Origin of the sequence: Pseudidiomarina donghaiensis (assembly GCF_900116895.1) — a bacterium.
GTDB classification, from domain to species: Bacteria; Pseudomonadota; Gammaproteobacteria; order Enterobacterales; family Alteromonadaceae; genus Pseudidiomarina; species Pseudidiomarina donghaiensis.
Genome location: NZ_FPCF01000002.1, coordinates 153,335 through 179,125, shown reverse-complemented (window position 1 = coordinate 179,125; position 25,791 = coordinate 153,335). Strand labels below are relative to the sequence as shown.

The 25,791-nt window shown below is 47.5% G+C and carries 22 protein-coding genes; 10 read left to right on the top strand and 12 right to left on the bottom strand.

What is annotated here, in order from left to right:
- The first annotated feature begins 101 nt into the window (after positions 1-101).
- Together BM334_RS06800 and BM334_RS06795 are read left to right on the top strand one after the other, a co-directional pair.
- On the top strand, positions 102-2,069 hold the full coding sequence (locus BM334_RS06800; protein WP_157981877.1) for a TonB-dependent copper receptor: 1,968 nt from the start codon (positions 102-104) through the stop codon (positions 2,067-2,069).
- A gap of 55 nt (positions 2,070-2,124) precedes the next feature.
- Positions 2,125-2,844 (top strand): YebC/PmpR family DNA-binding transcriptional regulator, encoded by a 720-nt coding sequence (locus BM334_RS06795; RefSeq protein WP_092839848.1) that lies wholly within the window; start codon positions 2,125-2,127, stop codon positions 2,842-2,844.
- Between the two features lie 104 nt (positions 2,845-2,948).
- On the opposite strand, the gene BM334_RS06790 is transcribed toward BM334_RS06795, so the two are convergent.
- The gene (locus tag BM334_RS06790; protein ID WP_092839845.1) at positions 2,949-5,084 is read right to left on the bottom strand and encodes a S9 family peptidase; all 2,136 of its coding nucleotides are present in this window, start codon (positions 5,082-5,084) and stop codon (positions 2,949-2,951) included.
- 241 nt (positions 5,085-5,325) lie between these two features.
- Between BM334_RS06790 and BM334_RS06785 the strand changes: the two genes are divergently transcribed.
- Positions 5,326-7,362 carry a tetratricopeptide repeat-containing diguanylate cyclase gene (locus BM334_RS06785; RefSeq protein ID WP_092839842.1) on the top strand — a complete coding sequence of 679 codons (2,037 nt, stop codon included), beginning with the start codon at positions 5,326-5,328 and terminating at the stop codon, positions 7,360-7,362.
- A gap of 71 nt (positions 7,363-7,433) precedes the next feature.
- On the opposite strand, the gene BM334_RS06780 is transcribed toward BM334_RS06785, so the two are convergent.
- Complete coding sequence (locus tag BM334_RS06780) at positions 7,434-9,569, bottom strand: prolyl oligopeptidase family serine peptidase (protein WP_092839840.1); 2,136 nt, start codon at positions 9,567-9,569, stop codon at positions 7,434-7,436.
- A gap of 28 nt (positions 9,570-9,597) precedes the next feature.
- Positions 9,598-10,158, bottom strand: coding sequence for a glutathione S-transferase family protein (locus BM334_RS06775; RefSeq protein ID WP_092839837.1), 561 nt, complete (start codon positions 10,156-10,158; stop codon positions 9,598-9,600).
- A gap of 54 nt (positions 10,159-10,212) precedes the next feature.
- On the opposite strand from BM334_RS06775, the gene BM334_RS06770 reads away from it, so the two are divergent.
- Complete coding sequence (locus BM334_RS06770; RefSeq protein WP_092839834.1) at positions 10,213-10,818, top strand: DUF502 domain-containing protein; 606 nt, start codon at positions 10,213-10,215, stop codon at positions 10,816-10,818.
- Between the two features lie 13 nt (positions 10,819-10,831).
- Positions 10,832-11,485: an alpha/beta hydrolase gene (locus tag BM334_RS06765; protein WP_092839831.1), complete on the top strand. Its 654-nt coding sequence runs from the start codon at positions 10,832-10,834 to the stop codon at positions 11,483-11,485.
- Here the strand turns inward: BM334_RS06765 and BM334_RS06760 are convergent.
- From BM334_RS06760 to BM334_RS06745, 4 genes are all read right to left on the bottom strand, one after another.
- Positions 11,482-12,570, bottom strand: coding sequence for a 5-(carboxyamino)imidazole ribonucleotide synthase (locus tag BM334_RS06760; RefSeq protein ID WP_092839828.1), 1,089 nt, complete (start codon positions 12,568-12,570; stop codon positions 11,482-11,484). The two genes, BM334_RS06765 and BM334_RS06760, sit on opposite strands and share 4 nt — an antisense overlap.
- The gene (gene purE, locus BM334_RS06755; RefSeq protein ID WP_092839825.1) at positions 12,567-13,061 is read right to left on the bottom strand and encodes a 5-(carboxyamino)imidazole ribonucleotide mutase; all 495 of its coding nucleotides are present in this window, start codon (positions 13,059-13,061) and stop codon (positions 12,567-12,569) included. The genes BM334_RS06760 and purE overlap by 4 nt, the downstream gene beginning before the upstream one ends.
- Positions 13,062-13,168: 107 nt before the next feature.
- Positions 13,169-14,182, bottom strand: coding sequence for a GGDEF domain-containing protein (locus BM334_RS06750; protein ID WP_092839822.1), 1,014 nt, complete (start codon positions 14,180-14,182; stop codon positions 13,169-13,171).
- Between the two features lie 2 nt (positions 14,183-14,184).
- Complete coding sequence (locus tag BM334_RS06745) at positions 14,185-15,195, bottom strand: GGDEF domain-containing protein (RefSeq protein ID WP_157981876.1); 1,011 nt, start codon at positions 15,193-15,195, stop codon at positions 14,185-14,187.
- Between the two features lie 167 nt (positions 15,196-15,362).
- Here BM334_RS06745 and BM334_RS06740 point away from each other — a divergent pair, with 167 nt between their 5' ends.
- Both BM334_RS06740 and BM334_RS06735 read left to right on the top strand, forming a co-directional pair.
- A complete protein-coding gene (locus BM334_RS06740) occupies positions 15,363-15,911 on the top strand; it encodes a hydrolase (RefSeq protein ID WP_092839816.1) in 549 nt (182 codons plus the stop codon).
- A gap of 203 nt (positions 15,912-16,114) precedes the next feature.
- A complete protein-coding gene (locus tag BM334_RS06735) occupies positions 16,115-16,321 on the top strand; it encodes a cold-shock protein (RefSeq protein ID WP_055439451.1) in 207 nt (68 codons plus the stop codon).
- 53 nt (positions 16,322-16,374) lie between these two features.
- On the opposite strand, the gene cysE is transcribed toward BM334_RS06735, so the two are convergent.
- Positions 16,375-17,199, bottom strand: a complete 825-nt coding sequence (gene cysE / locus BM334_RS06730) for a serine O-acetyltransferase (RefSeq protein WP_092839813.1) — start codon at positions 17,197-17,199, stop codon at positions 16,375-16,377.
- Positions 17,200-17,375: 176 nt separating this feature from the next.
- Between cysE and BM334_RS06725 the strand changes: the two genes are divergently transcribed.
- Positions 17,376-18,650, top strand: coding sequence for a metal-dependent hydrolase family protein (locus BM334_RS06725; RefSeq protein WP_092839810.1), 1,275 nt, complete (start codon positions 17,376-17,378; stop codon positions 18,648-18,650).
- Between the two features lies 1 nt (position 18,651).
- Here BM334_RS06725 and BM334_RS06720 read toward each other — a convergent pair whose 3' ends face one another.
- The 3 genes from BM334_RS06720 to BM334_RS06710 all read right to left on the bottom strand — a co-directional run bounded on the left by BM334_RS06720 (position 18,652) and on the right by BM334_RS06710 (position 20,749).
- Positions 18,652-19,116, bottom strand: a complete 465-nt coding sequence (locus BM334_RS06720) for a DUF2489 domain-containing protein (RefSeq protein WP_092839807.1) — start codon at positions 19,114-19,116, stop codon at positions 18,652-18,654.
- A complete protein-coding gene (gene yihI, locus BM334_RS06715) occupies positions 19,106-19,621 on the bottom strand; it encodes a Der GTPase-activating protein YihI (protein WP_092839804.1) in 516 nt (171 codons plus the stop codon). The genes BM334_RS06720 and yihI overlap by 11 nt, the downstream gene beginning before the upstream one ends.
- Positions 19,622-20,122: 501 nt before the next feature.
- Complete coding sequence (locus tag BM334_RS06710) at positions 20,123-20,749, bottom strand: c-type cytochrome (RefSeq protein ID WP_092839801.1); 627 nt, start codon at positions 20,747-20,749, stop codon at positions 20,123-20,125.
- Between the two features lie 114 nt (positions 20,750-20,863).
- Here BM334_RS06710 and yihA point away from each other — a divergent pair, with 114 nt between their 5' ends.
- Both yihA and BM334_RS06700 read left to right on the top strand, forming a co-directional pair.
- Positions 20,864-21,502: a ribosome biogenesis GTP-binding protein YihA/YsxC gene (yihA, locus tag BM334_RS06705; protein WP_092840046.1), complete on the top strand. Its 639-nt coding sequence runs from the start codon at positions 20,864-20,866 to the stop codon at positions 21,500-21,502.
- A complete protein-coding gene (locus tag BM334_RS06700) occupies positions 21,489-22,397 on the top strand; it encodes a DMT family transporter (protein ID WP_092839797.1) in 909 nt (302 codons plus the stop codon). The genes yihA and BM334_RS06700 overlap by 14 nt, the downstream gene beginning before the upstream one ends.
- Positions 22,398-22,544: 147 nt before the next feature.
- Here the strand turns inward: BM334_RS06700 and polA are convergent, their stop codons facing one another.
- The gene (gene polA, locus BM334_RS06695; protein ID WP_092840043.1) at positions 22,545-25,334 is read right to left on the bottom strand and encodes a DNA polymerase I; all 2,790 of its coding nucleotides are present in this window, start codon (positions 25,332-25,334) and stop codon (positions 22,545-22,547) included.
- Positions 25,335-25,791: the final 457 nt, after the last annotated feature.

Sequence of the window (25,791 nt, the reverse complement as noted above, 5' to 3'; positions counted from 1 at the left end):
CGAGATTTCCACCTGCGACATTTTGCCACATCACTTTTTAAATCAATGTGTTGATAATGCCCGCATCTGTTGCCCTTACACGCTGTATTGGAGTACGAACCATGTTGTTGTCATTATCTATTGCACTTGCTTTAAGCCAAGCCGATACCCCGCCACTAGAACGCATTGTGGTGACAGGCGCACGGCCGCTCAATACCATTGAACTAGTCAAAGACCCCAAAGCACCGCAACAGCCACTGCCGGCGCAAGACGGTGCCGATTATTTGAAAGCTATTCCTGGTTTTAATTTGATTCGAAAAGGCGGCACCAGCGGTGACCCCGTATTTCGTGGCGCGGCAGGCTCACGCCTAACCATCAGCAGTGATGACCAAATGGTACTCGGTGGATGTAGTGGCCGAATGGATCCACCCACCGCTTATATTAATCCGCAAAACTATGACCAAATCCGTGTCATTAAAGGCCCGCAAACGGTGCTTTATGGGCCAGCGGCTGGCACCGTATTGTTTGAGCGTAAAAGCTACCAATTTGATCCCGAGGCGAGTCCTGGCCAAATCAGTACCGTTATTGGCTCGTTTGGCCGCATGGACGGAAATGCCGATTACCTAGTCGGCAACGACAATGGGTTTTGGCGCATTAACGCCAGTTACAGCGAAAGTAACGACTACCAAGACGGTAACGACACCCCCATTAATAGCGCCTACCAACGTTGGGGCGTTGATACGCAGTTTGGTTGGACACCCGACCAAGACACCGTAGTACTGCTGACACTCGGTCAAAGTGGCGCTGAAGCTGCCTATGCTGATCGCATGATGGATGGTGCCGTGTTTGACCGCACCAGCGCCAGCTTACGTTGGCGTGAGAGTTATCTAACAAACTGGCTTGCTGAGCTTGATAGCCAAGTTTATTTTGGCTACGTTGACCACGTTATGGATAACTACAGCCTTCGCGAATTTACGCCAACCATGAGAATGCCGAATCCGAGTGCGCGCAATCCTGACCGTTATAGTCGGGGCGGCCGCATGGTGGCGACGTTTGACACTGATTTGTGGGTAAAACTACAGGCTGGAGTTGACCATCAGTACCACAGCCATCGTGAACGGGTCAGCATGAACCAGCCGATGATGCCTTACCAACAGAAACCCCGTATTGATGACGCCATTGTTCAACAAACCGGTTTGTTCTCTGAAGCTAGTTATGCACTAACCAACAACACCAATGTGCTTGGCGGAGTTCGCATAGATTGGTGGGAAGCTAACGACTTACGCCCGCTGAGCGTTACGAGCGGTGCGCTGCGCAGCAATGTCTTAACCAGTGGATTTTTGCGCAGCGAAACCAGTTTTGGCCCCCACCAGTGGTACGCAGGCGTAGGTCGCGCCGAGCGCTTTCCTGACTTTTGGGAGCTAATTGGCAACAACAATCAGTCGGCAACTTCAGCGAGCGCGTTTTATATTGCGCCGGAACTAACCCACCAACTAGATCTCGGCTATCACTATCGTGTTGCGGCAACCGAAGTGGTGGTGAGCGCATTCTATAACCGCGTTGACGACTATATTCTTATTGAAGACGCGCCGCATATGCAGCCAAACACCGTACGCTCAGTGAATACTGAGAGCTTTGGCGGAGAGGTTTTGGTTAACTATCGTCCTAATGACTTATGGTTGCTTGACGCTAGCCTTGCTTATACCCACGGTAGCAATTTGTCTGACCACCGCCCACTTGCCCAGCAGCCACCATTGGAACTCAAGCTTGGCGCTGAGTATACCGTGCAAGACTGGACTGTTGCAGGTTTGTGGCGCCTTGTTGCAAATCAACACCGCGTTGCGATTGGCCAGGGCAATATCGCCGGCAGTGATTTTAAAGAAACCGCGGGCTTTGGCACCCTAGCAGTGAACGCTCACCGCAAGTTTGGCCAGCACTGGCGACTAAGTTTTGGGGTCGATAATATGCTGGACAAGGCCTTTGCCGAGCACTTAAGTACTGCTGGTGCTGCCGTTTCCGGCTACGAACAAATAACCCAAGTCAATGAACCTGGCCGTACTTATTGGTTAAAACTGGATTATCAACTGTAACTGGGTATAAAATTGCCACCCTTATCTTTCATTAGAACAAAGCGAGAGCAATTTTATGGGTCGCGCGTATCAAAACCGAAAAGAGTCGATAGCGAAAACCGCTGCAGCAAAAAGTAAAGTGTATAGCAAATACGGTCGCCAAATTTACGTGGTCGCCAAACAAGGCGGCGTAGACCCCGATGCAAACTTGCAGCTTCGTAGCTTGATCGATAACGCTAAAAAGGACCAAGTTCCTGCGCACGTTATTGAAAAAGCCATTGATAAAGCTAAAGGCGGTGCCGGTGAAGACTACTCACCCGCCATGTACGAAGGCTTTGGCCCAGGCAACTGCATGGTCATGGTAGACGCGCTAACCGACAACCCGAACCGCACCATTGGTGAAGTGCGCAATTGCTTCACCAAAACCAAGTGCAAGCTTGGAGCTCCGGGCAGCGTGTCACACATGTTTGATCACTGCGCCATTTTACGCTTTGCCGGTGACGACGAAGACGCAGTACTTGAAACACTGATGATGGCCGATGTGGACGTGACTGACATTGAAGCCGACGAAGGCTTTATTACCGTGTTCGCCCCACATACTGAAGCCCACAAAGCGAAGCAGGCACTGCAAGAAGCGATGGAAGGCATTGAGTTTGAAGTTGACGAGGTGCAGTACTTGCCGCAGTTAACTACGCAACTTGAAAGTGAAGAAGACATTGCGCAAATGGAGAAACTGTTGGATATGTTGAACGACTGCGATGACGTGCAAAACGTCTATCACAGCGCCCAATGGTAACCTGAAAGCCAAGGCGATATTAGTTATTAGCTATTGGATATTAGAAAATGGCGGAATCTGCTAACAGATTCCGCCATTTTTGTTTCGCTAATATCTAATAGCTGTTAGCGCTCTTGCAGTAAGTTCAGGATGAAAGCGTACTCTTCGGCAATTTCCTTCATGCGCGAGAACCGACCACTACTGCCACCATGCCCCGCCGCCATATTGGTTTTGAACATTAATGGGTTCGCATCGCTTTTATGAGTACGTAACTTCGCGACCCATTTTGCTGGTTCAAAATACTGAACCTGCGAGTCGTGTAAGCCGGTGGTCACCAAAATGGCGGGGTAATCCTGTTTTTTCACCTGATCATACGGTGAATACGACAACATGTAGTCATAGTACGGCTGGTGCTTTGGATTGCCCCATTCGTCAAATTCATTGGTGGTTAGGGGAATGCTTTCATCAAGCATGGTGGTTACCACATCAACAAATGGCACATGGGCCATCATGCCGCGGTATTGCGCCGGGGCCATATTGGCCACAGCGCCCATAAGTAGGCCGCCGGCGCTGCCACCCATGGCAAACACCTTGTCTGGGTGAGCATATTGTTCCGCAACCAAGTGTTCAGTCACATCGATAAAGTCGGTGAAGGTATTAATTTTATTCAACATTTTGCCATTTTCATACCATGCGCGGCCCATTTCTTGGCCACCACGAATGTGGGCAATGGCATACACAAAGCCGCGATCGACCAAGCTGAAAATGGTTGAACGGAAGTAAGGATCAGAACTTGAACCATAAGAACCATAGGCATATTGGTAAAGCGGCGCGCTACCGTCTTGCTTAAAGCCTTTTTTATACAATAACGACACTGGAATTTTCGTGCCGTCATCAGCCGTCGCCCAAGTACGTGCGGTTTCATACAAGCTGCCATCGTAGTTTGGTACTTCGATTTGTTTTAACACCTCTTGCTTGCCCGTTGCCATGTTGTAAGCGTAAACCGTAGAAGGTGTGGTCAATGAGCTATAGGTATAACGCAAAATATCGGTGTCTTGCTGCACGTTGCGCTCAAAACCTGTGACATAAGCCGCTTCGTCTGAAGCAATAAACTGTGCTTGATCTTCAGTGTTCCACGGCACAATACGAATGCGGCGCAAGCCTTCGCTGCGCTCATTGATGGCAAGGTAGTTTGAGAACACCGCGAAGTCTTGAATAAACACATCGTCTTTGTGCTGAACAAGCGGTTGCCATTTGCTTTTATCACCGATGTCTTCATGAGCGACTTGCATGATCTGGAAATTCGGCGCATTCAAATCACTACGGATAATCCAGCGACCGTTAATGTGGTCAGCGCTGTACTGAAAATCGCGCTCGCGTGGGGCAAGCACCTGAAAGTCGCCATCTGGGGTGTCGGCGTCTAACACACGTACTTCGGTTGAAACGGTCTGATCAAGATGAATCTGTACGTACTCGCCGTCAGTCGTGTTATTAACGTACATATAAAACGTATTGTCCGTTTCTTCGTACACCAACTCCGCACTTTCAGCCGGTTCGCCTAAGCGATATTTAAGAACACGTGTCGACAATAAGGTTTGCGGGTCATTTTCAATCACAAACAATGTTTTGTTGTCTTTGGCCCACGCAATGGCAGCAGACAAACCAGACAGCGTCTGTGCGTAGTCTTCGCCGGTAGTTAAATCGCGAATGCGCAACTCATATTGCCGACGGCCTGTGTTATCAACCATGTAGGCGAGCAATTGCTGATTAGGGCTCACCGACCAGTTGCTAACGGCCATATATTTTTGCCCTTCGGCCAGCAGGTTCACATCGAGCATTACCTGCTCATTGCCTTGGGCGTCGGTACGTACGTATATTGGGTACTCTTTCCCTGCCTCGTACTTGGTGGCGTATAAATAATCGCCTTTTTGGTATGGCACCGAGCTATCGTCCTGTTTAATGCGCCCAATAATTTCTTGCTCTAAGGTTTGCGTCAAATCAGCGTATTTTTCCCGATACGCATCATAATAGGCGTTTTCAGCTTCTAGATAGGCAATAACGTCTGGGTCTGTGCGCGTATCATCCCGCAACCAATAATAGGGGTCTTGGCGGTTGCCTTGTGGCGACTCAACAGTATACGGGCGTTGCTCTGCAACCGGAGCTTGAACTGGCGATTCTGCCGCTGGCTGCGGGTTACAACCAATAAGCAGTAATGCAGTGAGTGTTAAACCACTCACATAAAGACGATTTTTTAAGGCCATTGTTATTGTTCCGAAAATAGTGGAAATCTAACTATACGATGCCACTGACGTTGTGCAAGTTTTCAGTGTTACAAGTTGTTACATTTGCCTAATAATTGGGTTATTATCAAGCCAAAATACATCTGGTTAACATCAATTCTTGCAAACGCTCATATCTAGCAATTCATCGCATATGGCATTACAAGTCCGACCAGATATGTCAAAGTTCATACTGAATTGAAGTTTTTATGTCGGGGGGCTGATGCCTAAACTTAATCTACTTTTTGTGTTGCTGTTGAGCGTGGTATTGACCACCGCTACTGCACAAGAAAGTTCTATTCCTCCGGTAGATGCCGCTATTGAAAGCCAGCTTGACGAAGTTCTAAATCAAGCCGATAGTGAAAACTCAATGCAAGAATTACTTGCAATCGAAGCCTCATTAACTCCCGAGACACCGTTAATGACGCGTGTGCGCACCCTCAATTATATCGCCCTTGCACATGGCTATCTTGGGGATATTGAAACGGCTTTCAAACAAATAGAAGAAGTGAAGGAAATTGCTCGGGTAAGTCGTATGCCCGACGCTATAGCTGATGTTGCAGCCACTGAAATTCTCTTACTAGTTATGCAAGGCAAAGTGTCCGAGGCCCTTGCCAACTTAAACGATGCTTTAGTACCGTTAGAACAAGCGACTTCGCCACGCGTTCTGTATTTTGTAAACAACTTAGCTTCTTATGTTTACCAGCAACGCAGTCAGTTTGATCGTGCATTAGAGCACCTCATTTATGCCGCTGATGCGGTGGCAAAAAGTAACGATAGCCGCACCCTAACACGTCTAATCACTACAAAAACGCGTATTGCGACGCTTTATAGCCAGCAGAAAAACTATGACCTTGCATTGCAGCAGCTAGACGAAGCTCTGCAGCTTGCAGACAGCAACAATTTACTTGACGTATATGAAGTAGATATTTTATTTGAGCGAGCAAGCCTTGAAACGTCTCGCAAAAATTACGATACCGCGCTTGGTTTATATCAACAAGTTATTGCACGTATTCAAGATGATCCCGAGCGCTTGAATACCTACATTAGCGTGCTAAACAACATTGGTGATATTGATATTCGCATGGGCGACTATGTGGCCGCACGCCAAGTTTTAGAGCGCGCCTACAATTTGGCTCAACTAAACACTGATGAATTCGACCCTGAAGTTATTTTATTTAATCTAGGCTATGTCAATGTGTTTTTAGGCGATGTTGAAAAAGGCCTGCGCGAAATGCGCCAGGTTGTCGAACCCGCTCGTGAAACTTGGTCGCCTGCCGAGCTTGAAGGTTTGCTTGGTGAATACGCCGAGGCACTGGTGCACATTGGCCAACAAAATGAGGCCGTGAACGTTCTCATTGAGCAACGCGAATTGCGCGAAAAAGCCTACCAAAATGAGCAACAAAAAAGTATCGCAGAGCTGCAGAATTTATATGACAGCAAAGACAAAGCGATGCAAATTGAGCTCCTTTCACAAAAAAATGAGCTTAACCAGCAGCTGATTGAAAACGAGAGTCAAAAACGTACCATCTTATTGCTATTGGTTATCGTGGCGATTTTTGCCATGGTCTTTGTCGCTTTTGCTTATCGTGCTGCACGGCGCAGCAACCGAGAGCTTAAAGTGGCTAACAGTAAACTTGCAGAACAGTCGGTGCGCGATCCACTAACCGGCTTACTCAACCGCCGAGCGTTGCAGAATATGCTTCGGGCACCGCACGAGGTGTCGCACGACGCCATGTTGCTGATGGATGTGGACCATTTTAAACGGATTAATGACAACTTGGGTCATGCAGCCGGAGACGAAGTACTTATCGAAGTTTCTAAACGCCTGCTACAAGTATCACGCGAAACCGATATGGTCGTTCGTTGGGGTGGTGAAGAATTTTTAATTTATCTGAGCAATACAGAAGCGAGCAAAATGCCAATTATGGCCAAACGTATGCTTGATGTTATTGGCTCCACGCCGATTAAAGCCGGCAACCAAGAAATTTGGGTCAGCGCGACAGCCGGTTTTATTAGCTATCCGTTTGCTGATCTTAATGAAACTCAAATGGACTGGGAAGAAACTCTACAGCTTGCTGACATGGTGCTTTACGCCGGTAAAGTACATGGCCGTAACCAAGCTTGGGGAGTAATGGCATTGAACAAGCCATTTAACGAAGCACAGAAGTTGCTCGAAACTGACCTGCCTGGAGCAATTGACCAAGGCGTTATTACCGTTGAGGTCATTCATGGCCCTGAACAGGGTTCCGAATCTTAATAACTAATTAAATATCTAATAAAAAGCCCCGAATTATTTCGGGGCTTTTCGTTGGGGTTCGTAGAGCAGTACTAAATAGTCTTAATACCCATATTCCACAAGGTGAAACCGTAGATATCCGCGTATTGCTCAATGGTTTTCGAAACCGGAGTACCCGCACCGTGACCCGCATTGGTTTCAATGCGAATAAGCTGCGGGTTAGCGCCTGCATCTTTGGCTTGCAACTCGGCGGCAAACTTAAATGAATGCGCAGGAACAACACGGTCATCGTGATCACCCGTGGTGACCAATGTGGCCGGATAATGTGTACCTTGCTTCACGTTATGCACCGGTGAGTAGCCATACAAGTATTCAAACATGGCTTCGCTGTCTTCTGCGGTACCGTAGTCATATGCCCAACCAGCGCCAGCAGTAAAGGTATGGTAGCGCAGCATATCCAGTACGCCCACTGCTGGTAGCGCAACTTGCATTAAATCTGGGCGCTGTGTCATTACCGCACCCACAAGTAGGCCGCCGTTAGAACCGCCACGTACAGCAAGCTTCTCACTAGACGTATAGTTTTCCGCAATCAGGTATTCTGCCGCAGCAATGAAGTCATCAAATACGTTTTGCTTCTTCATTTGCGTACCGGCGTCGTGCCACTTCTTGCCATATTCACCACCACCGCGCAGATTCGCTACCGCATAAACGCCACCTAGCTCAAGCCACATGGCATTGGTCATGCTGAATGACGGCGTTAAGCTGACATTAAAGCCACCGTAACCGTACAAAATAGTCGGGTTGGTGCCATCAAGTTCAATACCTTTTTTATAGGTAATGATCATTGGCACTTTGGTGCCGTCTTTTGAGCTATAGAAAACTTGCTTTGACTCATAGGCAGAGCTGTCAAATTCGGCTTTTGACTCAGCATACACTGACGACTCACCAGCATCGGCATTAAACGCATAGATAGTGCCCGGCGTGCTGTAGTTGGTAAAGGTGTAGTACAGGACGTCTTCGTCTTTCTTACCGCTAAAGCCACCAATGCTGCCTACACCAGGTAGTTCAACATCACGAACCAACTCGCCGTCATAGGTGTATTGCTTAACCTGAGCAATGGCGTCAACCATGTATTCTGCAAAAATATAACCAGCGCCAGTGGCTGGGCTTAACACATGTTCGGTTTCTGGAATAAGGTCCTGCCAATGGTCCGACTGCGGATTACCTGCGTCCACCGTTACCACACGTTTATTCGGGGCATTTAAGTCGGTCACCAAGAACAATTTGCTACCCTGGTTATCAATGACATAGGTGTCAGAGTCGGTGTGATCAAGCACGGTTACTAGTTCACTGTCAGGCTTGCTGAGGTCTTTCAAAAACAGCTTGTTGCCCGACGTAGAAACCGCTGCGGTAATCACTAAATAACGGTCGTCTTCGGTGACTTGACCACCCACGTAACGATGTTTTTCGGCTTCTGTACCGCCAAACACAACTGGATCGTCAGCTTGTGCAGTGCCTAACTTGTGGTAATAGAGCTTGTGTTGATCGGTTTTGGCCGACAACTCACTGCCCTCAGGCTTGTCGTAGCTTGAGTAATAAAAGCCTTCATTGCCGTACCACGAAATACCGCTGAATTTAACGTCAACCAGGGTTGGCTCAAGTTGTTCTTTGGTTTCAACGTCAATGACAATAATTTTACGCCAGTCACTACCGCCTTCAGAAATAGCATAAGCAGCCAGTAAACCGTCTTTCGAGAAGCTCAATGTCGCCAGCGAGGTGGTACCGTCTTCACTAAAGGTATTCGGGTCTAAAAACACCTCGGTATTGCCCTCTGCGTCAGTACGATAAACCACGTACTGGTTCTGCAGGCCATCGTTTTTATAAAAGTACGTGTAGTTGCCTTCTTTAAATGGCGCGCCTACTTTTTCGTAGTTCCACAGTTCGGTTAGACGCTTTTTAATTTGGTCCCGATATGGAATCTGTTCTAAGTATTCAAAGGTCACTTCATTTTGTGCTTTTACCCAGGCTTCAGTTTCTGCTGAACGGTCATCTTCAAGCCAACGATACGGGTCAGCAACAACGTGACCAAAGTACTCATCAGTCACATTTCCGCGTACCGTCATTGGGTAGGTTATTTTAGCGTCCACCGCTGTCTCCGTATGGGTGTCTTTTTGTGGTGAACAAGCGCTTAACAAAGCAACGCCTGCCGCCGCGACAATATATTTCATGCTGGTTAACTCCCGTTAATGGTTATTTTTAACTTAATGCTGGGTGCGTATTCGCAAACCAAGGCTGGCTGTTTAACGCACGCAAAAACTGTTGTAATTGAGCATAGTCAGCAACATGAATGCGTTCACGAAACTGTGCCCAACTTAAAAAACATGCAAGTCGTAATTGGCCATCGGTATAAGGCCCTTCAAGTGGCCATTGGCGCTGATTAAGTTCGCTTAAAATAGCCGCTACGCGCTCGTGTTGGCGAACAATGTATTGACTGTGTTCGCCGGTTATACCGTCTCGCTCAAGCAAAAATACGTTTACTGTGGCATCTAATGCCGTGTTGACCATACAAAACAGATCAAAGTCTTCGACGCTCTGCTCGCTTGTCGGCTGCGCTTGTTCACGTACGTAACGAATAATTGAAGCTGAATCGTACAGCATCACCTCACCATCTTGCAAAAATGGCACTCGCTTGGCTGGAGACTGCTGCGCACTTTGCGTGTAGTCGGTTGGAATAAACTGAAAATCTTGACGCAACTGAGCCAAAACAATTCGACAATGACGCACGTATGGTGACGTGTAACTACCAAATAATTTCATAATCCACCCCAAAAAACGTTAAGCTATGCATACTTTCTGCTTGAGACTATTACCATGAAACGCATCATACAGTATCTACTGAAAGGCTTAACGATTCTACTGCCAATCGTGGTGACCATTGCTTTGGTTCACTGGTTTTTAGTGACTATTGAAACTTGGCTTCGCCCAATTTGGGAGTCCATTTTGGGCGATAAGTATTATTTCCCCGGGCTTGCGTTTTTAAGCTTTATTGTCATTGCCATGGTCGTTGGCTTCAGTGCCCGCTGGCGTTTTATCAACAAGCTTTGGCAGTTACCGGGCAATATCATGGAAAAAATGCCGTTACTGCGTAGTTTGTACGGCACTATAACTGATGTTTTTGACCTTATGTCGGGCAAAAGCTTTTCTGATGAGTCGGTCGTGCGCGTTACCTTGCCCGGCGCAGACGTGAAACTTATTGGCATTGTCACGAAAAAGCCGGGGCAAAAAGATGACCGCTTATCAGCACTACTTGACGACGACCACATTGCGGTATTTTTGCCAATGAGCTACAACGTCGGTGGCTATATGATTATTGTACCCCGTAGCAGCGTTGAAACCCTCGATATGTCGCCTGCCGACGCCATGCAAATGACCATTAGTGGCGGCTTAGGTAAAAACCGAGCGCATCAAGACGATTAAAACTGGAGAACCAATGTCGTATTTACCCTGTGTAGAAATTGAACCCAACCAAACCGCGACACACGCAATTATTTGGCTGCATGGCCTAGGCGCCGATGGCAATGACTTTGCCCCACTGGTACCGCACTTAACACCGCAGGTTGCCGTGCGTTTTGTGTTTCCACACGCACCACAAATTCCCGTGACCATTAACGGTGGTATGCGTATGCCCGCTTGGTACGACATTTTAAATATGTCCATTGATCGGGAAGTGGACGAAACTCAACTGCGCGCTTCGGCAAACGCTGTTCATCAGCTTATTGAACGCGAAATTGGTCGTGGCATTGCGCCTGAAAATATTGTTTTGGCAGGGTTTTCACAAGGTGGCGCTGTTGCATATGAAGCGGCGTTGACCTACGCCAAGCCATTACGGGGGTTATTGGCTTTATCCACTTATTTAGCGACGAAAGACTCGATTACGCCAAACCAAGCCAATAAATCATTGCCTATTTTGGTCCAACACGGCACACAAGACCCAGTTGTTCCTGAGGCCCTCGGCGCACAGGCTTATGCTTGGTTAAAACAACAAGGCTACGCGGTTAATTACCAGACATTTAACATGCAGCACCAAGTTTGTGCTGAGCAAGTGCAAGCCATCAACGCATGGCTGCAAGAGGTTCTGGCTTAGTCAGCCAGAACCTGTAGTTTTTCCGCCCACTGCGCTACCCATTTTATCGCCGTATCGCGGTTGGCCGTGCGAATGTTTACATGGCCGACTTTGCGACCAGGCCGTGGATCCTTGTTATACCAGTGGCATTGGGTATCTGGGTGATGCCACAAGCCTACCGGAATTTGGTCGGCGCCGATAACATTGAGCATTAACGTAGGCTCCAACCGTAATAATGGTAATGGCATCCCGGTAAGCGCTCGAATGTGCAAATCAAACTGGCTACAGTTCGCGCCGGTCATCGTCCAATGCCCTGAATTATGAACCCGGGGTGCTATTTCATTAACCAATAAACGGCTTTGCTTGCCATCAGTCACGACAAAAAACTCAATTGCCAACACGCCAACGTAATTTAACGAATCGGTTAAACGACGAAATGCTTCTTCGGCTTGTTGTTGTAACTCATCCTCAACAGGGTCAATTGCGCCCAAGCTATAACTCAAGATGCCGCGTTCATGCACGTTGGTAATCAGCGGATAGCAGCAAATACTGCCATCTTTACTGCGCGCTCCAACTAGCGACACTTCGCGTTCAAACGGAATCATATGCTCAGCAATACCCGGCGCTCGCCCCGCTTGCTGTGCAAGTTCTACTGGGTTGTCTGCCAATCTAAAACGCCATTGGCCTTTACCGTCATACCCACCGCGTGCGGCTTTAAGTACTAACGGTTGCTCTGCTTGGTGTAATATTTTTAGCAGCTCGTCCGCGTCTCGGTAAGTTTGCCACGGTGACGTTGCCACGCGACAATCATCAAACAGTTTCTTCTCAGCACGACGGTCCGTCAGGCTTTTAATGCGAGCTGGGTCCATCAAAAATTTGTCGTGTGCTGCGGCTAATATATCTGCAGGAATATCTTCATGCTCCCAACTCACAACGTCTGCCCAAGCAATAGCTTCGGCTAGGCTCATTGCTAAATCGAGCTGCGCACTTAATGGTTTTACTGTATTGGTTCGCGTGCTAAATAACAGACATTCGTGCCCGTGCCCAATACCGCTAGCACCTAACATTTGCCCGAGTTGGCCATCACCGACAAACAGAATTTTCATGCGTCGGGTAACTCCAACTTAGGGCCATTCATTACTTTTTCACGTTGTTCGGCGCGAAATGCTTGTACACGTTCACGAACAGCAGCATCAAACGAACCTATAATTTGTGCCGCCAATAATCCCGCATTGGCTGCACCAGCTTGGCCTACTGCCAGTGTTCCTACTGCAACGCCCTTGGGCATTTGTACAATTGACAATAAACTATCTAGCCCTTTTAGCTGCTTACTCGGAACCGGCACGCCCAATACTGGTATTGCCGTAAATGCCGCCAACATACCCGGTAAGTGTGCTGCGCCACCCGCACCAGCAATCACCACAGGCACGCCGTCACGTTCGGCCTGTTCCATGGTTGTTTTCAATAAATCGGGGGTACGATGAGCCGACACGACTTCTGCGCGCCATTCAACGCCGAGGTCTTTGAGCATTTGTGCTGCTTGTTGCATAACGGGCCAATCGGACTGCGACCCCATGAGGATAAGAACAGGTGCCATTGTTTGCTCCATGAGTGACTACATGAATGACTGCATGAGTAATTACATGAGTGACTAGGTATTTTTAAAGCAGCGAATTGTAACGGCGACAGGCCTTTGGTGCAAATTTATTGAGCAATTCTCAATCGATTTCGACCTTCGCTTTTTGCTTTATCTTTCGCAGTATCCACTCGCTCTAACCAATCCGCCCAACTTTGCCCCTTGCGCCATTGCGCCACTCCGGCACTTGCTGTCACTGTTGTCATCATGCTTTTGATTGCAAACGGCTCATGACGCAAACCATCAAGCACGTCACCTGCTAATATGGAAGCTTGCTTAATGTCTGTATTCGGAAAAATGATTAAAAACTCGGCCCCGCCGCTGCGCAATGCCACGTCATGGTGACGACAGTAACGCAATATTCGTTTCGCGGTTTCTTTCAATACTTCATCACCAAACATATAACCAAACTTATCGTTCACACTCCGAAATGAGTCTAAATCTAGCATCATTGCACTTACCGGTTGCATAGTTCGTTCCGCGCGCTGCAGCGATTGCTGCAGCATGTCAGTGACATAGTCTCGACGGTAAAAACCAGTCAGCGGGTCAGTAGCATACAGCTTCGTGATGTTACGTTGCATGTAGCTCATCATCATTAAAAACACGCCCCCCACGCCAATAAGTACCAACATGGATAACCCAATACGCCAAGCGTACTCAAACGGCAAAAATTTATACATGACGGCTGCGAAAAGAGCGTAAATCAACATGATCACTAGCACAAAGATGGTCTTATCAAACATAAAGAAGACCATAGCCAGAACGGGGTACATCCAATAAACCCCCATCATTCCGGTTGATGTCATCGACACACTCACTAATATTCCAAGTGCGCAAATAAATAAAAAATTTATCCATTGAGGCGCAAGCTCATTGCGATAAATGACCCCGGTAAGAATGAAGGCTAACGCGACACAAGTTAACGCACCAGCTTCAAGCCATCGCGACTGCGCCACTAGAATGCCCGCCAATACCAACACCACAAGCCCAACGCCAAAGTATATTGTGCGCATAGCGACTAGCCGAAATTGCTGCCATAAATTAAGGTTGCCTAGGGAAGAGGCCACTGATGCTGTGTTCATAGTTAAATTTCCGTGTAACCTTCAGCCACACATACTTGATTGCGGCCTTTGCGTTTTGCCTCAAGTAAAGCAGTATCGGCGCTGTTTATCCATTCCGCCCAAGACTGCTCTAATCGCAGCTGCGCAACGCCAATACTCACTGTTAAATGCACTTGTGCATCTTTACCTTCAAATGGTTCGTCCGAAACTGTCGAAAGCAGTTTTTGCGCAACCTTTTTAGCTTCCGCCAAATCAGTTTCTGGCAACACCACCAAAAACTCTTCGCCCCCAACCCGAAAAAGCTGATCGTTAACCCGTAATCGTTGTTTTAGCCGGTTTGCGAGCTGTTTTAGCATTTGGTCACCAAATAAGTGCCCGTGTTTGTCGTTAAGCAGTTTAAAATGGTCTAAGTCAAGCATGAGCAAGCTAGCGGAACGATTGTAACGCTTAAAACTGGCAAGCAGCTCATTGAGTACCCCGGTTAACCGTTGGCGATTCTGCAGCCCCGTCAAGGTGTCGGTAATAACCAGCTGATGCAATAAGCGCTGCATACGGCCCAGCATTACCACAAACACGCTGCCTAAAACTAAAATTACAGTCAACGATGCAGTGATACGCCACGCATCATCAAGTTCCATAAAAGCAATTGCCGCTGCGCTCGTGGCTACGGTAATCGTCGTCGCTAAGGCAATGGCGTAGCCATCGCGAAACATAAAGAAACTTGAGACTAACAAAGGGTAGGCCCAGTAAACGCCAATAACACCATTTTGTTTTATGGACATGGCACAGATAGCTGTGAGCAGCACCATAAAAAGTAGCCGCCAATAGTTTGGAATACGTTGTGCACGAAAGGTATAAGCTATAGCGGCGAAAACGATGCCCGAGGTGAACATTACTGCAGCCTGCAGATAATGGGCCAGCCACAGCTGTGTAACTGTTAGCGCTAACAGCGTCACCGCACCCGCCCAAACCATATTGCGAGTGACCTTATTGCGGAAATTTTGTAGTAGCGTATCGGCCGATTTATCGGTCATGGCCAGCATCCTTCTGACACAGCGAGCCTTAGAATAAGGACCAAAGTTTAACTTACAGTCCTCAAACTATAGCGTAGCATTAGGAATAGCAATATGTTTACGGCATAATCGATGCATAAACTCCGGCGTTCAAACTTAACAAATCTGATTAAATAGGAAGCAAATCCATGCTAATGCAAGTTGATCAAAGCGTTCTCATAATCGTCGATGCCCAAGAAAAGTTAGCACCGGTTATTCACCAACGTGACCAACTCATTGCGCGCATGCGCTGGCTTGGGGAAATTGCCAATGAGTTAGATGTTCCTGTTCTAGTCACGGAGCAGTATCCAAAAGGTTTGGGGATTAGTGTTGATGCCTTATCGGGGGTTATCGAAAATGCCCAGGTAATAGAGAAAATGCACTTTAGCGCCATGCAGGAGCCAAACTTTGTCAACGCGATCAATGATATATCGCGGCCACAGGTGGTTCTGATGGGCATGGAAACCCACGTTTGCATTTTACAAACAGCGTTAGACTTAATCGCTGACGACTATCAGGTTTTTGTGGTGGAAGACGCTGTAGGTTCTCGCCGCGACAGTGATAAACAAACAGCCTTACAACGTATGCGCCAAGAAGGTGTGGTGATTATTTCTTCAGAGATGGCGGCTTATGAATGGCTGCATCGCTCAGGAACAGATCAGTTCCGCCACATTACCAAGAACTGGATTCGCGGTTAGAATTGCGGTGGGCGGTAATAATTCTTTAATTGACAGTAATTAAGATCAGCGTATACTGGCGGTCGCTAGAAAAAATTCGGCTGTCTAATTGTGGCCTGTTACGAAGTCTATTGCTGTACCTCGTTTTGTAAGTCCCCAAGTACTACACGTAATTTTTATTAGCAATACCCTAGATTTTCACATGCAATACGAGGAATCACAGCATGTCTACAGTAACTGGTAAAGTAAAATTCTTTAACGAAGCTAAAGGTTTCGGTTTCATCGAGCAAGAGCAAGGCGCTGACGTATTCGTACATTTCTCAGCTATCCAATCAGACGGTTTCAAAACCTTAGCTGAAGGCCAAACTGTTCAGTTCACTATCGAGCAAGGTCCTAAAGGCCCACAGGCTTCTAACGTAGTTCCTATGTAATTACGTTTCTTCTAGTGAAGAATTCCGAAAGGCCGCTCAATGAGCGGCCTTTTTTATTCCTGGCTTTCTTTTTGACTGGCCTTTTCACCTGCTTTTTGACGTAGTTCCGCAGCCTTCTGCTCTTCGGTCACAAAATCCATGTCGTCCAGTTGTACTTCTGGAATTTCCTCGCAAACACTACCTCCCAGTTTATTGACCGCACAGCATAAATCAGCAACTTTTTGGTCCAACACATGCACATGGTCTAGCATACGGCCAATGGCGGTTGCGACCGGATCGGGGTTATCGGCAGAAATAGCGTAAGCATCAAAGCCATACTGCTTAGCAATTTGTTCGCGGCGTTTTTGTACTTCGCTGCTGCTTTTCGTTGTGCTGGCCACGCGAGCTGGAATACCAACAACAGTTACTTCAGCCGGAACATTTTTGACCACCACGGCATTAGAGCCAATACGGGCGTTCTCTCCCACTTCAATAGGCCCAAGCACTTTCGCACCGGCGCCAATAACCACACCGTTTTTAAGCGTTGGATGACGCTTGCCTTGGCTCCAACTTGTGCCGCCAAGCGTGACACCATGATAAATTGTGACATCATCACCAATTTCTGCGGTTTCACCAATAACAACACCCATGCCATGATCAATGAAAAAACGCCGGCCAATGCGCGCTCCTGGATGAATTTCAATACCAGTAAACCACCGCGATAGGGTGGATACAAACCGCGCTAGCCAAAGCAAACGCCATTGCCACAAGCGATGTGCTACACGATGCCACCAAATAGCGTGTAGCCCTGGGTAAGTAGTCAATACTTCAAAAGCGTTGCGCGCAGCTGGATCTCGCGCAAAAACACTTTTGATATCTTCTCGAATACGATTAAACATGAAAGCAGAAACCTTTGGATGATTTAGACGGTTAGTATATCAATTTATCGCTATTCTGCGTTAGTAAAGCGAGAAAAAGCGCCCAATGGTTCCCATATACGTTGACCATATAGTGATCCGATCGCTATGGTGTAAGCTAAATAAACTATAACAAATAGCTCAGGAAGGAATTCACCATGCGACGCTTACTTACCTTGACCGTGGCTCTTGGACTTACCAGTGTCTGCCAAGCTGATACCCTGGTATATGCCGGCACACTTATTGATGGCACCCAAGCAAACCCAAAAACCGATATGACCGTTGTTATTGATGAAGGTAAAATCACCGCCATTGAAAAAGGCTTCAAAGCCCCCACAGAAGGCGACTTAGTGATCGATCGCCGACAAGGTACGGTCATGCCCGGTTTTATCGACATGCACACCCATTTAACGTCGCAACTAGGCCCTGGCAGCTATATGCATAAATTTACCCACAGCGCTGCTGACGTCACTTTAGATGCTGTGAATTATGCTAATAAAACCCTCATGGCTGGGTTCACCACGGTTCGTGACTTAGGCGACTCTTATAACGCAAGTATTGCACTTCGTAACGCTGTGAGCGCTGGAAAAGTTATCGGCCCACGTATTTATACCGCAGGCAAATCATTGGCGACAACCGGTGGCCACGCCGACCCAACCAACGGTGCCTACAAAGGCCTTTATGAAAGCCCAACACCGGCTGACGGCGTATTAAATGGTCCCTACGAAGCGCGTGAAGCTGTTCGCGCTCGCTACCAAGACGGTGCCGACCTTATTAAATTGACGGTGACTGGGGGCGTTTTAAGTGTTGCTAAAAGCGGTCAGAATCCGCAGTTCATGACTGACGAGCTTGAGTCAGTGGTACAAACCGCTAAAGACTACGGCATGAAGGTGACGGTTCATGCACATGGCAAAGAAGGGATGCTGCGCGCAATAGCAGCGGGGGTAAATTCTATTGAGCATGGTACCTACATGGATGCCGAAGTCATGGCTGCGATGAAAAAGAATAATGTGTACTTCGTGCCAACCATCACTGCTGGTCGCTCGGTGGCTGATCGCGCAAAAATTGACGGTTTCTTCCCAGATATCGTTCGTCCTAAAGCGGCCGCTATTGGGCCCAAAATTCAGTCGACGTTCGCTGAGGCGTATAAAGCCGGCGTAAAAATAGCCTTTGGTACCGACGCAGGCGTGTTTGACCACGGTGAAAACTATCGTGAATTTATCTATATGGTTGAAGCTGGTATGCCGCCATTAACGGCCATCCGCAGCGCAACTGCGGAAGCGGCTAAACTACTTGGTGTAGACGATATTGGCACGATTGAAGTCGGCAAGCGTGCGGATGTGGTTGCGGTTGAAGGTAATCCGCTAAACAATATTGAATTGCTCAGCGGCGTTAACTTGGTTATTAAAGACGGCCAAGTTTATAAGCAATAACTTAGCCGAAGTCTTTCAAAAGCTGGCGGACGTCTTGCAAAATGACGTCTTCCAGCTCTTGTTCATACCCTTCCCGTTCGCTATCCATTTTACGTATTTCTTGTTTTGGATATTGCTTACGCGCTTCATGCGTTGGCATGTGTTTAATGCGCTCATACATGTCGTGCAAAGCTGGATAACGCGTAGCGTATTTTGCCTCATTTGACTCAACCCGCAGGTCAAGCAGAACGACTAAGCGTAACGCTCCCTCAGACAACGGGCATTGGCCTTGATCCATCGCTTTGGCAATGGTCACAATGCTTTCATGCAGGTTTTCGTTGCGTTTTGCTAAGGCGTAGTCACGGCGTTGATTTTGCTGCTTTAACTGCCCCAGCAAGCGCCCTGCGTAAAATGCCAGCGCGCAAATAATTACAATACCGACTACTGCTGCAATCCAAGCCCACAATGGCAAGCTGCTATCTGTCATCGTCATCCTCAAATTCGTCGTCAAATTCTAGGTCATCAACATCATCACTGTCATCAATTTCAATGCCTAATTGCTCAGCAAGCTGCGCGAAGCGCTCTGTGCGCTCTTCAACATAACGTGCTTCGGTGGCAGAAAGTTCATCACCTTCATCAGCACGATCAAGCAACGCCTGTAGGCGGTCATCGTTTTCGATGGCATTGAGTTCAGCCAAAGCGGCCTTGCGGTCAAAAGCAGGTTTTGTAGCTTCCGCTAATTGGTCGGGGCGAATAAGTTGAATAGGCTTTTTGCTACCAAACCTTGGGTCATCCGTTGCTTGCCCACTGGCAACACGTGACGATTGCCGCTGGCCATCGCTAACATTAAAACGGCTTCCCGGTTTACGGCCCTTGTTTTTATGAGTGGCTTTAGCCGGTGCTTTGGCACGACTTTGCTTTTCCCATTCAGGTTGAGTTTTTTTGGCCGCAGCAAGTGGGCCAGTTTTGCGAGTCTTTTTGACGCGAGTCATGTGTGCTTCCAGAACAGGTGAATTTGAAACTAGCGCATAGTTTACCTGATCTTGCAGACAATAAAAAAGGCGATGTTTCCATCGCCTGATTTATTCTCAATCTTTCACACAGCGCACGTGCGATTTCGAGAACGGTTGTCATTATCTTCCATGTTTTTAATTATAACGTCCGTGAGCTTTTTTATTATTATTGTTATTAGTTAAAGCGCATTAACTCAAGCTCTGTTCTTATTATTGTGCTTGGTTAAAAGGCGGCCTCCTGGCCGTGTTTTTATTCCCTGGATTTTAATTCGTAACTTAGCTAAGCCTTATTCTACGTGGCTTCGCTAAAATCCAATGGCATTCAATGTACTTATTCGTAGCAAATTATCAATGATTATTATGTTCTAAAAAACTAGTTTCTTATTACTTTTCTCTCAAGTCCGCGTAAACAGAGCGATTTTGTGACTGTTTTTTTGCAACAAAAAAACAAAAAAGGCAGCGAAAGCTGCCTTTTTCTGCTTAGTACAAGCCTTGAATATACTGCGAAAGAATCTCGATATCTTTGTCAGTTAGCTTGCTAGCCACGTCGCGCATCATGTTATTCATGTCGTTTGCACGCTCACCACTGCGGAACAATTCTAACTGGGCTTTGGTATAAGCAGCGTGTTGACCAGAAATATCTGGGAAGTTGGCCAATGCCATACCGTCGCCACGCGGACCATGACAAGCCGCACAAGCCGCAATGCCGCGAGACTCATCGCCGGCAACAAAAAGCTTCTTGCCTGCAGCAATCACGTCTTCAGGGGCGCTACCGCCTTCCATTTCTTGTGAAGCGTAATACGCCGCCAAGTCCGCCATGTCTTGCTCACTCAGCATCATGACTTGACCTTGCATGATGGCGTTAACACGGCCTTGCTCGCCGCCAGTTTCAGCAGCAAGCTTATAATCTTTTAACTGTTTGAACAGGTAGCCCTCATGCTGGCCGGCAATTTTCGGATACATGTCTGATGGCGCATTACCATCGGGCCCGTGACAAGCGCTACATACCGCTGCTTTTTGTTGTCCTGCTTCAGCGTCACCGGTTGCTGCCATAGCGACACCTGTTAAGCCAAGGTACAGGCCGACGAACATTGCGATTTTTTTCATGATCGATATCTCTGCTCTGGATGTTGTAACAGACGCTATTTTACACAAAAGTTGTAAGGATTAAACGTCTAATCATGATACTATGTGGTTTCAATTGAGGTCTTAAACACGTCTATGAACACCACGTTGAACTTTCAACCCACAAAATTTATCACGAGCGCTGCGAATATTCGACAGTTGCCTGACGATGCCGGCGTCGAAATTGCGTTCGCTGGTCGCTCCAATGCAGGTAAATCAAGCGCATTAAATACTATTACGCGCCAAAAAGCATTAGCACGCACCAGTAAAACGCCTGGCCGCACGCAACTTATCAATGTGTTTGAGGTTACTGAAGGGAAACGCTTAATCGATTTGCCAGGCTACGGTTACGCCAAAGTACCACTGGCGGTAAAAGAAAAATGGAACCTGGCGCTTAGCGAATACCTACAGAAACGTCAGTCATTGCGTGGCCTGGTATTATTGATGGATATTCGTCACCCATACCGTGACACCGATCAGGATTTACTGCATTGGGCAACTGACTGCGGCATTCCTGTGCTGGTGTTGCTTACCAAAGCCGACAAACTCAAGCCGAGCCAGCGTAAAAGCACGCTGCTACAGGCTCGTGAAGCCGCATTAGTGTTTGGCGACGGGGTGCAGGTAGAAATGTTTTCCTCGCTCAATAAAATCGGCCTGCCACAAGTTGAGGTCATACTCTCCAACTGGCTGAACACGTCAGCAGATGCAACGGTTAACGCCGATGCAGCAGAATGAGACACCGCCTCTAAAAGCCTGGTTACTATTGTTGCTGCTCGCAATGATTTGGGGCAGCTCATTTATCCTGATTAAAAAAGGCCTTATCGCCTTTCGCCCTGATCAACTCGCAGCCATTCGCATTGCTTCCGCAGGCTTCGTCTTGCTCCCCTTTTTAATGCAACGTTTTAAAACGGTGCAACGCCATCACTGGCCGAAGCTTATTTCGGTTGGCTTAGTGGGTAGCTTTATTCCCGCGTTTTTGTTTGCCTTTGCGCAAACGCAGTTACCTAGTGGCGTCACCGGCGTTCTGAATACCTTTACGCCGCTCGCTACGTTGCTTATTGGCGTGTTGGTTTTTAAGCAAATAGTGGCGTTGCAACAATGGCTTGGTGTACTTATTGGCTTAGCCGGTACGGTCATATTAATTACCGCTAATGGCAGCGGCGAATTCCAATTTAACGCCTATGCGTTACTCATTATCTTGGCGACAATTTGTTACGGTATTAATCTTAATCTTATCAAGCATCATATTCCCGACCTCGGCGCATTGACGATTACTGGGGTTAGCTTGTTCTTAGTGGCGCCACCAGCGTTGCTTTATTTACTCTTTGCAACACCCTTTATAGAGCAAATTACCGCCGCACAATCTGGCACATATTTCTCGCTGACAGCCATTCTTATACTGGGTGTTATTGGCACCGCAATGGCGCTGATTATTTTTAATACTGTCGTAAAAATGACGGATACCACGTTTACTAGCTCGGTTACCTACTTAATTCCAATCGTGGCACTAATACTTGGTGTGATTGACGGTGAGCCGTTTCTCATTGAGCACGCCATTGGCATGGCGGCCATTTTAACGGGTGTATTTATTGCAAATCGGCGTGCGCAGAAAAGAAAAAGCCCGGCATAAAGCCGGGCAAAAGTTCTTACAATCCAGGGAGAGAACATCTCAGAAAGGTAATGACAAACGAACCGAGTTCATTTAATGCGCCTTTCACATGTTCAGACTGGCGGTTCAAAAATTAGTTCAAAAAAATTTTTGAAAAATTCAATTTTTTTAATGAGCCTCGTCCCAGTTGTCCCCCACACCCGCTTCGGCAATCAGTGGAACCTTAAGTTCAGCGGCGTTTTCCATAATTTCAACTAGCTTAGTTTGATAGTCCGCCACCTTGTCTTCGCGAACCTCAAAAACTAATTCATCGTGCACTTGCATGATCATCCAAACATCATCAGCAGGCACTTGCTCACGCAAATAACGGTGCACCGCGATCATCGCTCGCTTAATTATATCAGCGGCGGTACCTTGCATAGGCGCGTTAATTGCTGCACGCTCTGCCGCTTTGCGGCGCATGCCATTTTGCGATTTAATTTCTGGCAACTGTAAACGGCGGCCATAAATGGTCTCAACATAGCCATCGCGCTTGGCTTGTTGCCGCGTTTCTTCCATATATTTCAACACACCGGGGAAGCGGTCAAAGTATTTGTCCATATAGTCTTGTGCTTCTTGGCGCGGAATATCGAGTTGCCGAGCTAGGCCAAACGCTGACATGCCATAAATAAGACCAAAATTCACCGCTTTCGCACGACGGCGTTGTTCACTGGTCACTTGCTCTAACGGTACGCCAAACACTTCAGCGGCGGTGGCCTTGTGAATATCTCGGCCCTTTGAAAAGGCATCCACAAGCGCCTTGTCGCCCGATAGGTGCGCCATAATTCGCAATTCAATTTGGCTATAGTCAATGGCCATAATTTTGTAGCCATCCGGCGCCGTGAATGCTTTTCGCACACGTCGGCCAGCTTCAGTGCGAATCGGAATATTTTGCAAGTTCGGGTCGCTTGAAGATAACCGGCCGGTGGCCGTTACCGCTTGATGATACGACGTATGAATACGCTGGGTGCGTGGGTTCACCATTTTAGGTAACTTGTCGGTATAGGTCGACTTGAGCTTGCTCAACCCTCGGTGGCTCATAATGACGTTTGGCAATGGGTAGTCAAGCGCCAATTCTTGCAATACTTCTTCGGCGGTTGACGGGGCGCCCTTGGGTGTCTTTTTGCGCACCGGTAGCTGTAGTTTTTCAAACAAAATCTGCTGCAGCTGCTTGGTCGAACTAAGATTAAATTCTTCGCCAGCAATGTCATAGGCCTGCTGTTCTAAACTTTGTAGCTCCATCGCTATTTCATGACTTTGACGCGCCAACAATTGCGCGTCTATTTGCACGCCATGCTGCTCCATATTGACTAACACGGGCACCAATGGCAGCTCAATGGTTTCAAGCACGTGCAGTAACGACTTCTCAGCACTAACCGTTTGCCACAACTTCTGATGCAGCTGCAACGTCACGTCAGCGTCTTCGGCTGCATAAGGGGCCGCCTGCTCTAACGCAATTTGGTTAAAGGTAATTTGTTTCGCGCCCTTGCCGGCAATGTCTTCAAATGCAATGGGCTTATGACCCAGGTACTGCAAACTCAAGCTGTCCATGTCATGCCGTGAGCCTGTGCTGTTATACACATACGAAGCCAGCATGGTGTCATTGGCAATAGCACCTAAAGAAATGTCGTAACGACGCAAAATATGGCTGTCGTACTTGAGGTTTTGACCAATGAGTTTTGGCTTGCTGCCGGTCAATAGCGGCTTGAGCTGAGCTAACACATCGGCTCGGTCTAATTGATCTGGTGCGCCAGGGTAGTCATGCGCTACCGGAATATAGCAGGCGTGGCCAGGTTCAATCGCAAACGACAGCCCAACTAACTCTGCTTCCATATAGTTCAAGCTGGTGGTTTCTGTATCAAACGCAAACTGCTCGGCTTGTTCAAGAGCTTTAACCCACTTATCAAGCTGCTCTTGGGTTGTGACAACTTCATAACCGTCGTGACTTACGGCGGTTTCTGGTGCTGCTTGCGTTGGCTGTTCATGGCCCAATGCTTGGTCGCTGGCAGCGCCGTCTTCAAGCACCTCTGCTAACCATCGACGAAACTCACATTGTTTATACAATTCAACAAGTTGATTTGTGTCAGCGGGCTGAATAGTCAGCTCGTCCGGCTTAAAGTCGAGCGGCACGTCTAACTTAATGGTTGCCAGCTCACGTGACATAAGTAACGTTTCTTTATGTTCTTCGAGCTTCTCAGGCATGGTTTTCGCACCACGAAAACCAAGATCTTTAATCGCCTCAGGGTTGGCCAACATCGCATCAATTGAGCCCATACCTTGCAACATGGCTAAGGCGGTTTTTTCGCCCACTTTCGGCAGGCCGGGAATATTGTCCGAGCTATCACCCATTAACGACAGCAAATCAATCATCTGCTCGGGTTTCACACCATATTTTTCAACCACACCGTCGTAGTCCAACAAAGTGTCGGTCATGGTATTAATTAACATGACATGGTCATTAACTAGCTGCGCCATGTCCTTATCGCCGGTACTTATTAGCGTGAAGCGCCCTTCCTCACTTGCTTGCTGCGCAAGCGTACCAATCACATCATCGGCCTCTACGTTATCAATGCACAACAACGGCAACCCTAACGCCTGCACAATTTTGTGTAGCGGCGCTATTTGGCTGCGTAAGTCATCAGGCATTGGTGGGCGATGGGCTTTATACTCGGCGTATATATCGTTACGAAAGGTTGTTCCTTTTGCATCAAACACCACCGCCATGTGCGACGGCTTATACTTTTTCAACAAGCTGCGCAGCATGTTCACCACGCCATAAATTGCGCCAGTGGGTTCTCCGGCCGAATTGGTCAAATGCGGCGGCGCGTAAAATGCACGGAATAAGTAAGACGAGCCGTCTACCAAAACAAATGGATTTTCTGGAACCGACAATGGTGCTTTTGAAGATGTTTGCGACATGCTGTAAATCTCAGGTATTTGCGATTGCGCTAGCATGCCATAGCTAGCTTGTGTTCGCTACTGACGAGGCTTGGCAATATGTGGATACATTGTGGATAAGTCTGTTGAAAACGACGGAGCCTGCCAGTTAAAGATCGTTGATCTCTGGCGTGCTATTTTGTCTGAATGACTTGAAAAACAAGGGGTTCGAAGAAATCCTGAAGCCCTAACTGCGTTTTATTCTTATTTTGTATCAGCTGTGGAAACTGATTTTTGCCCTCGCCATTATGAGGAACATGTTTTTGCGTGAGCTTTTTGATTCAATTTGAATCGAACAGAAAGACTAACACATTGTTGGCTGATTGCCAGTAGCAAATTGAAATTTTTTAGAACAATTTTTGCGCGTTATCTGACGACTATATGCGCAAAAGGAATCAACATTCATTAAGTTTTTCTATATAATGCTTGTCATAGTTCT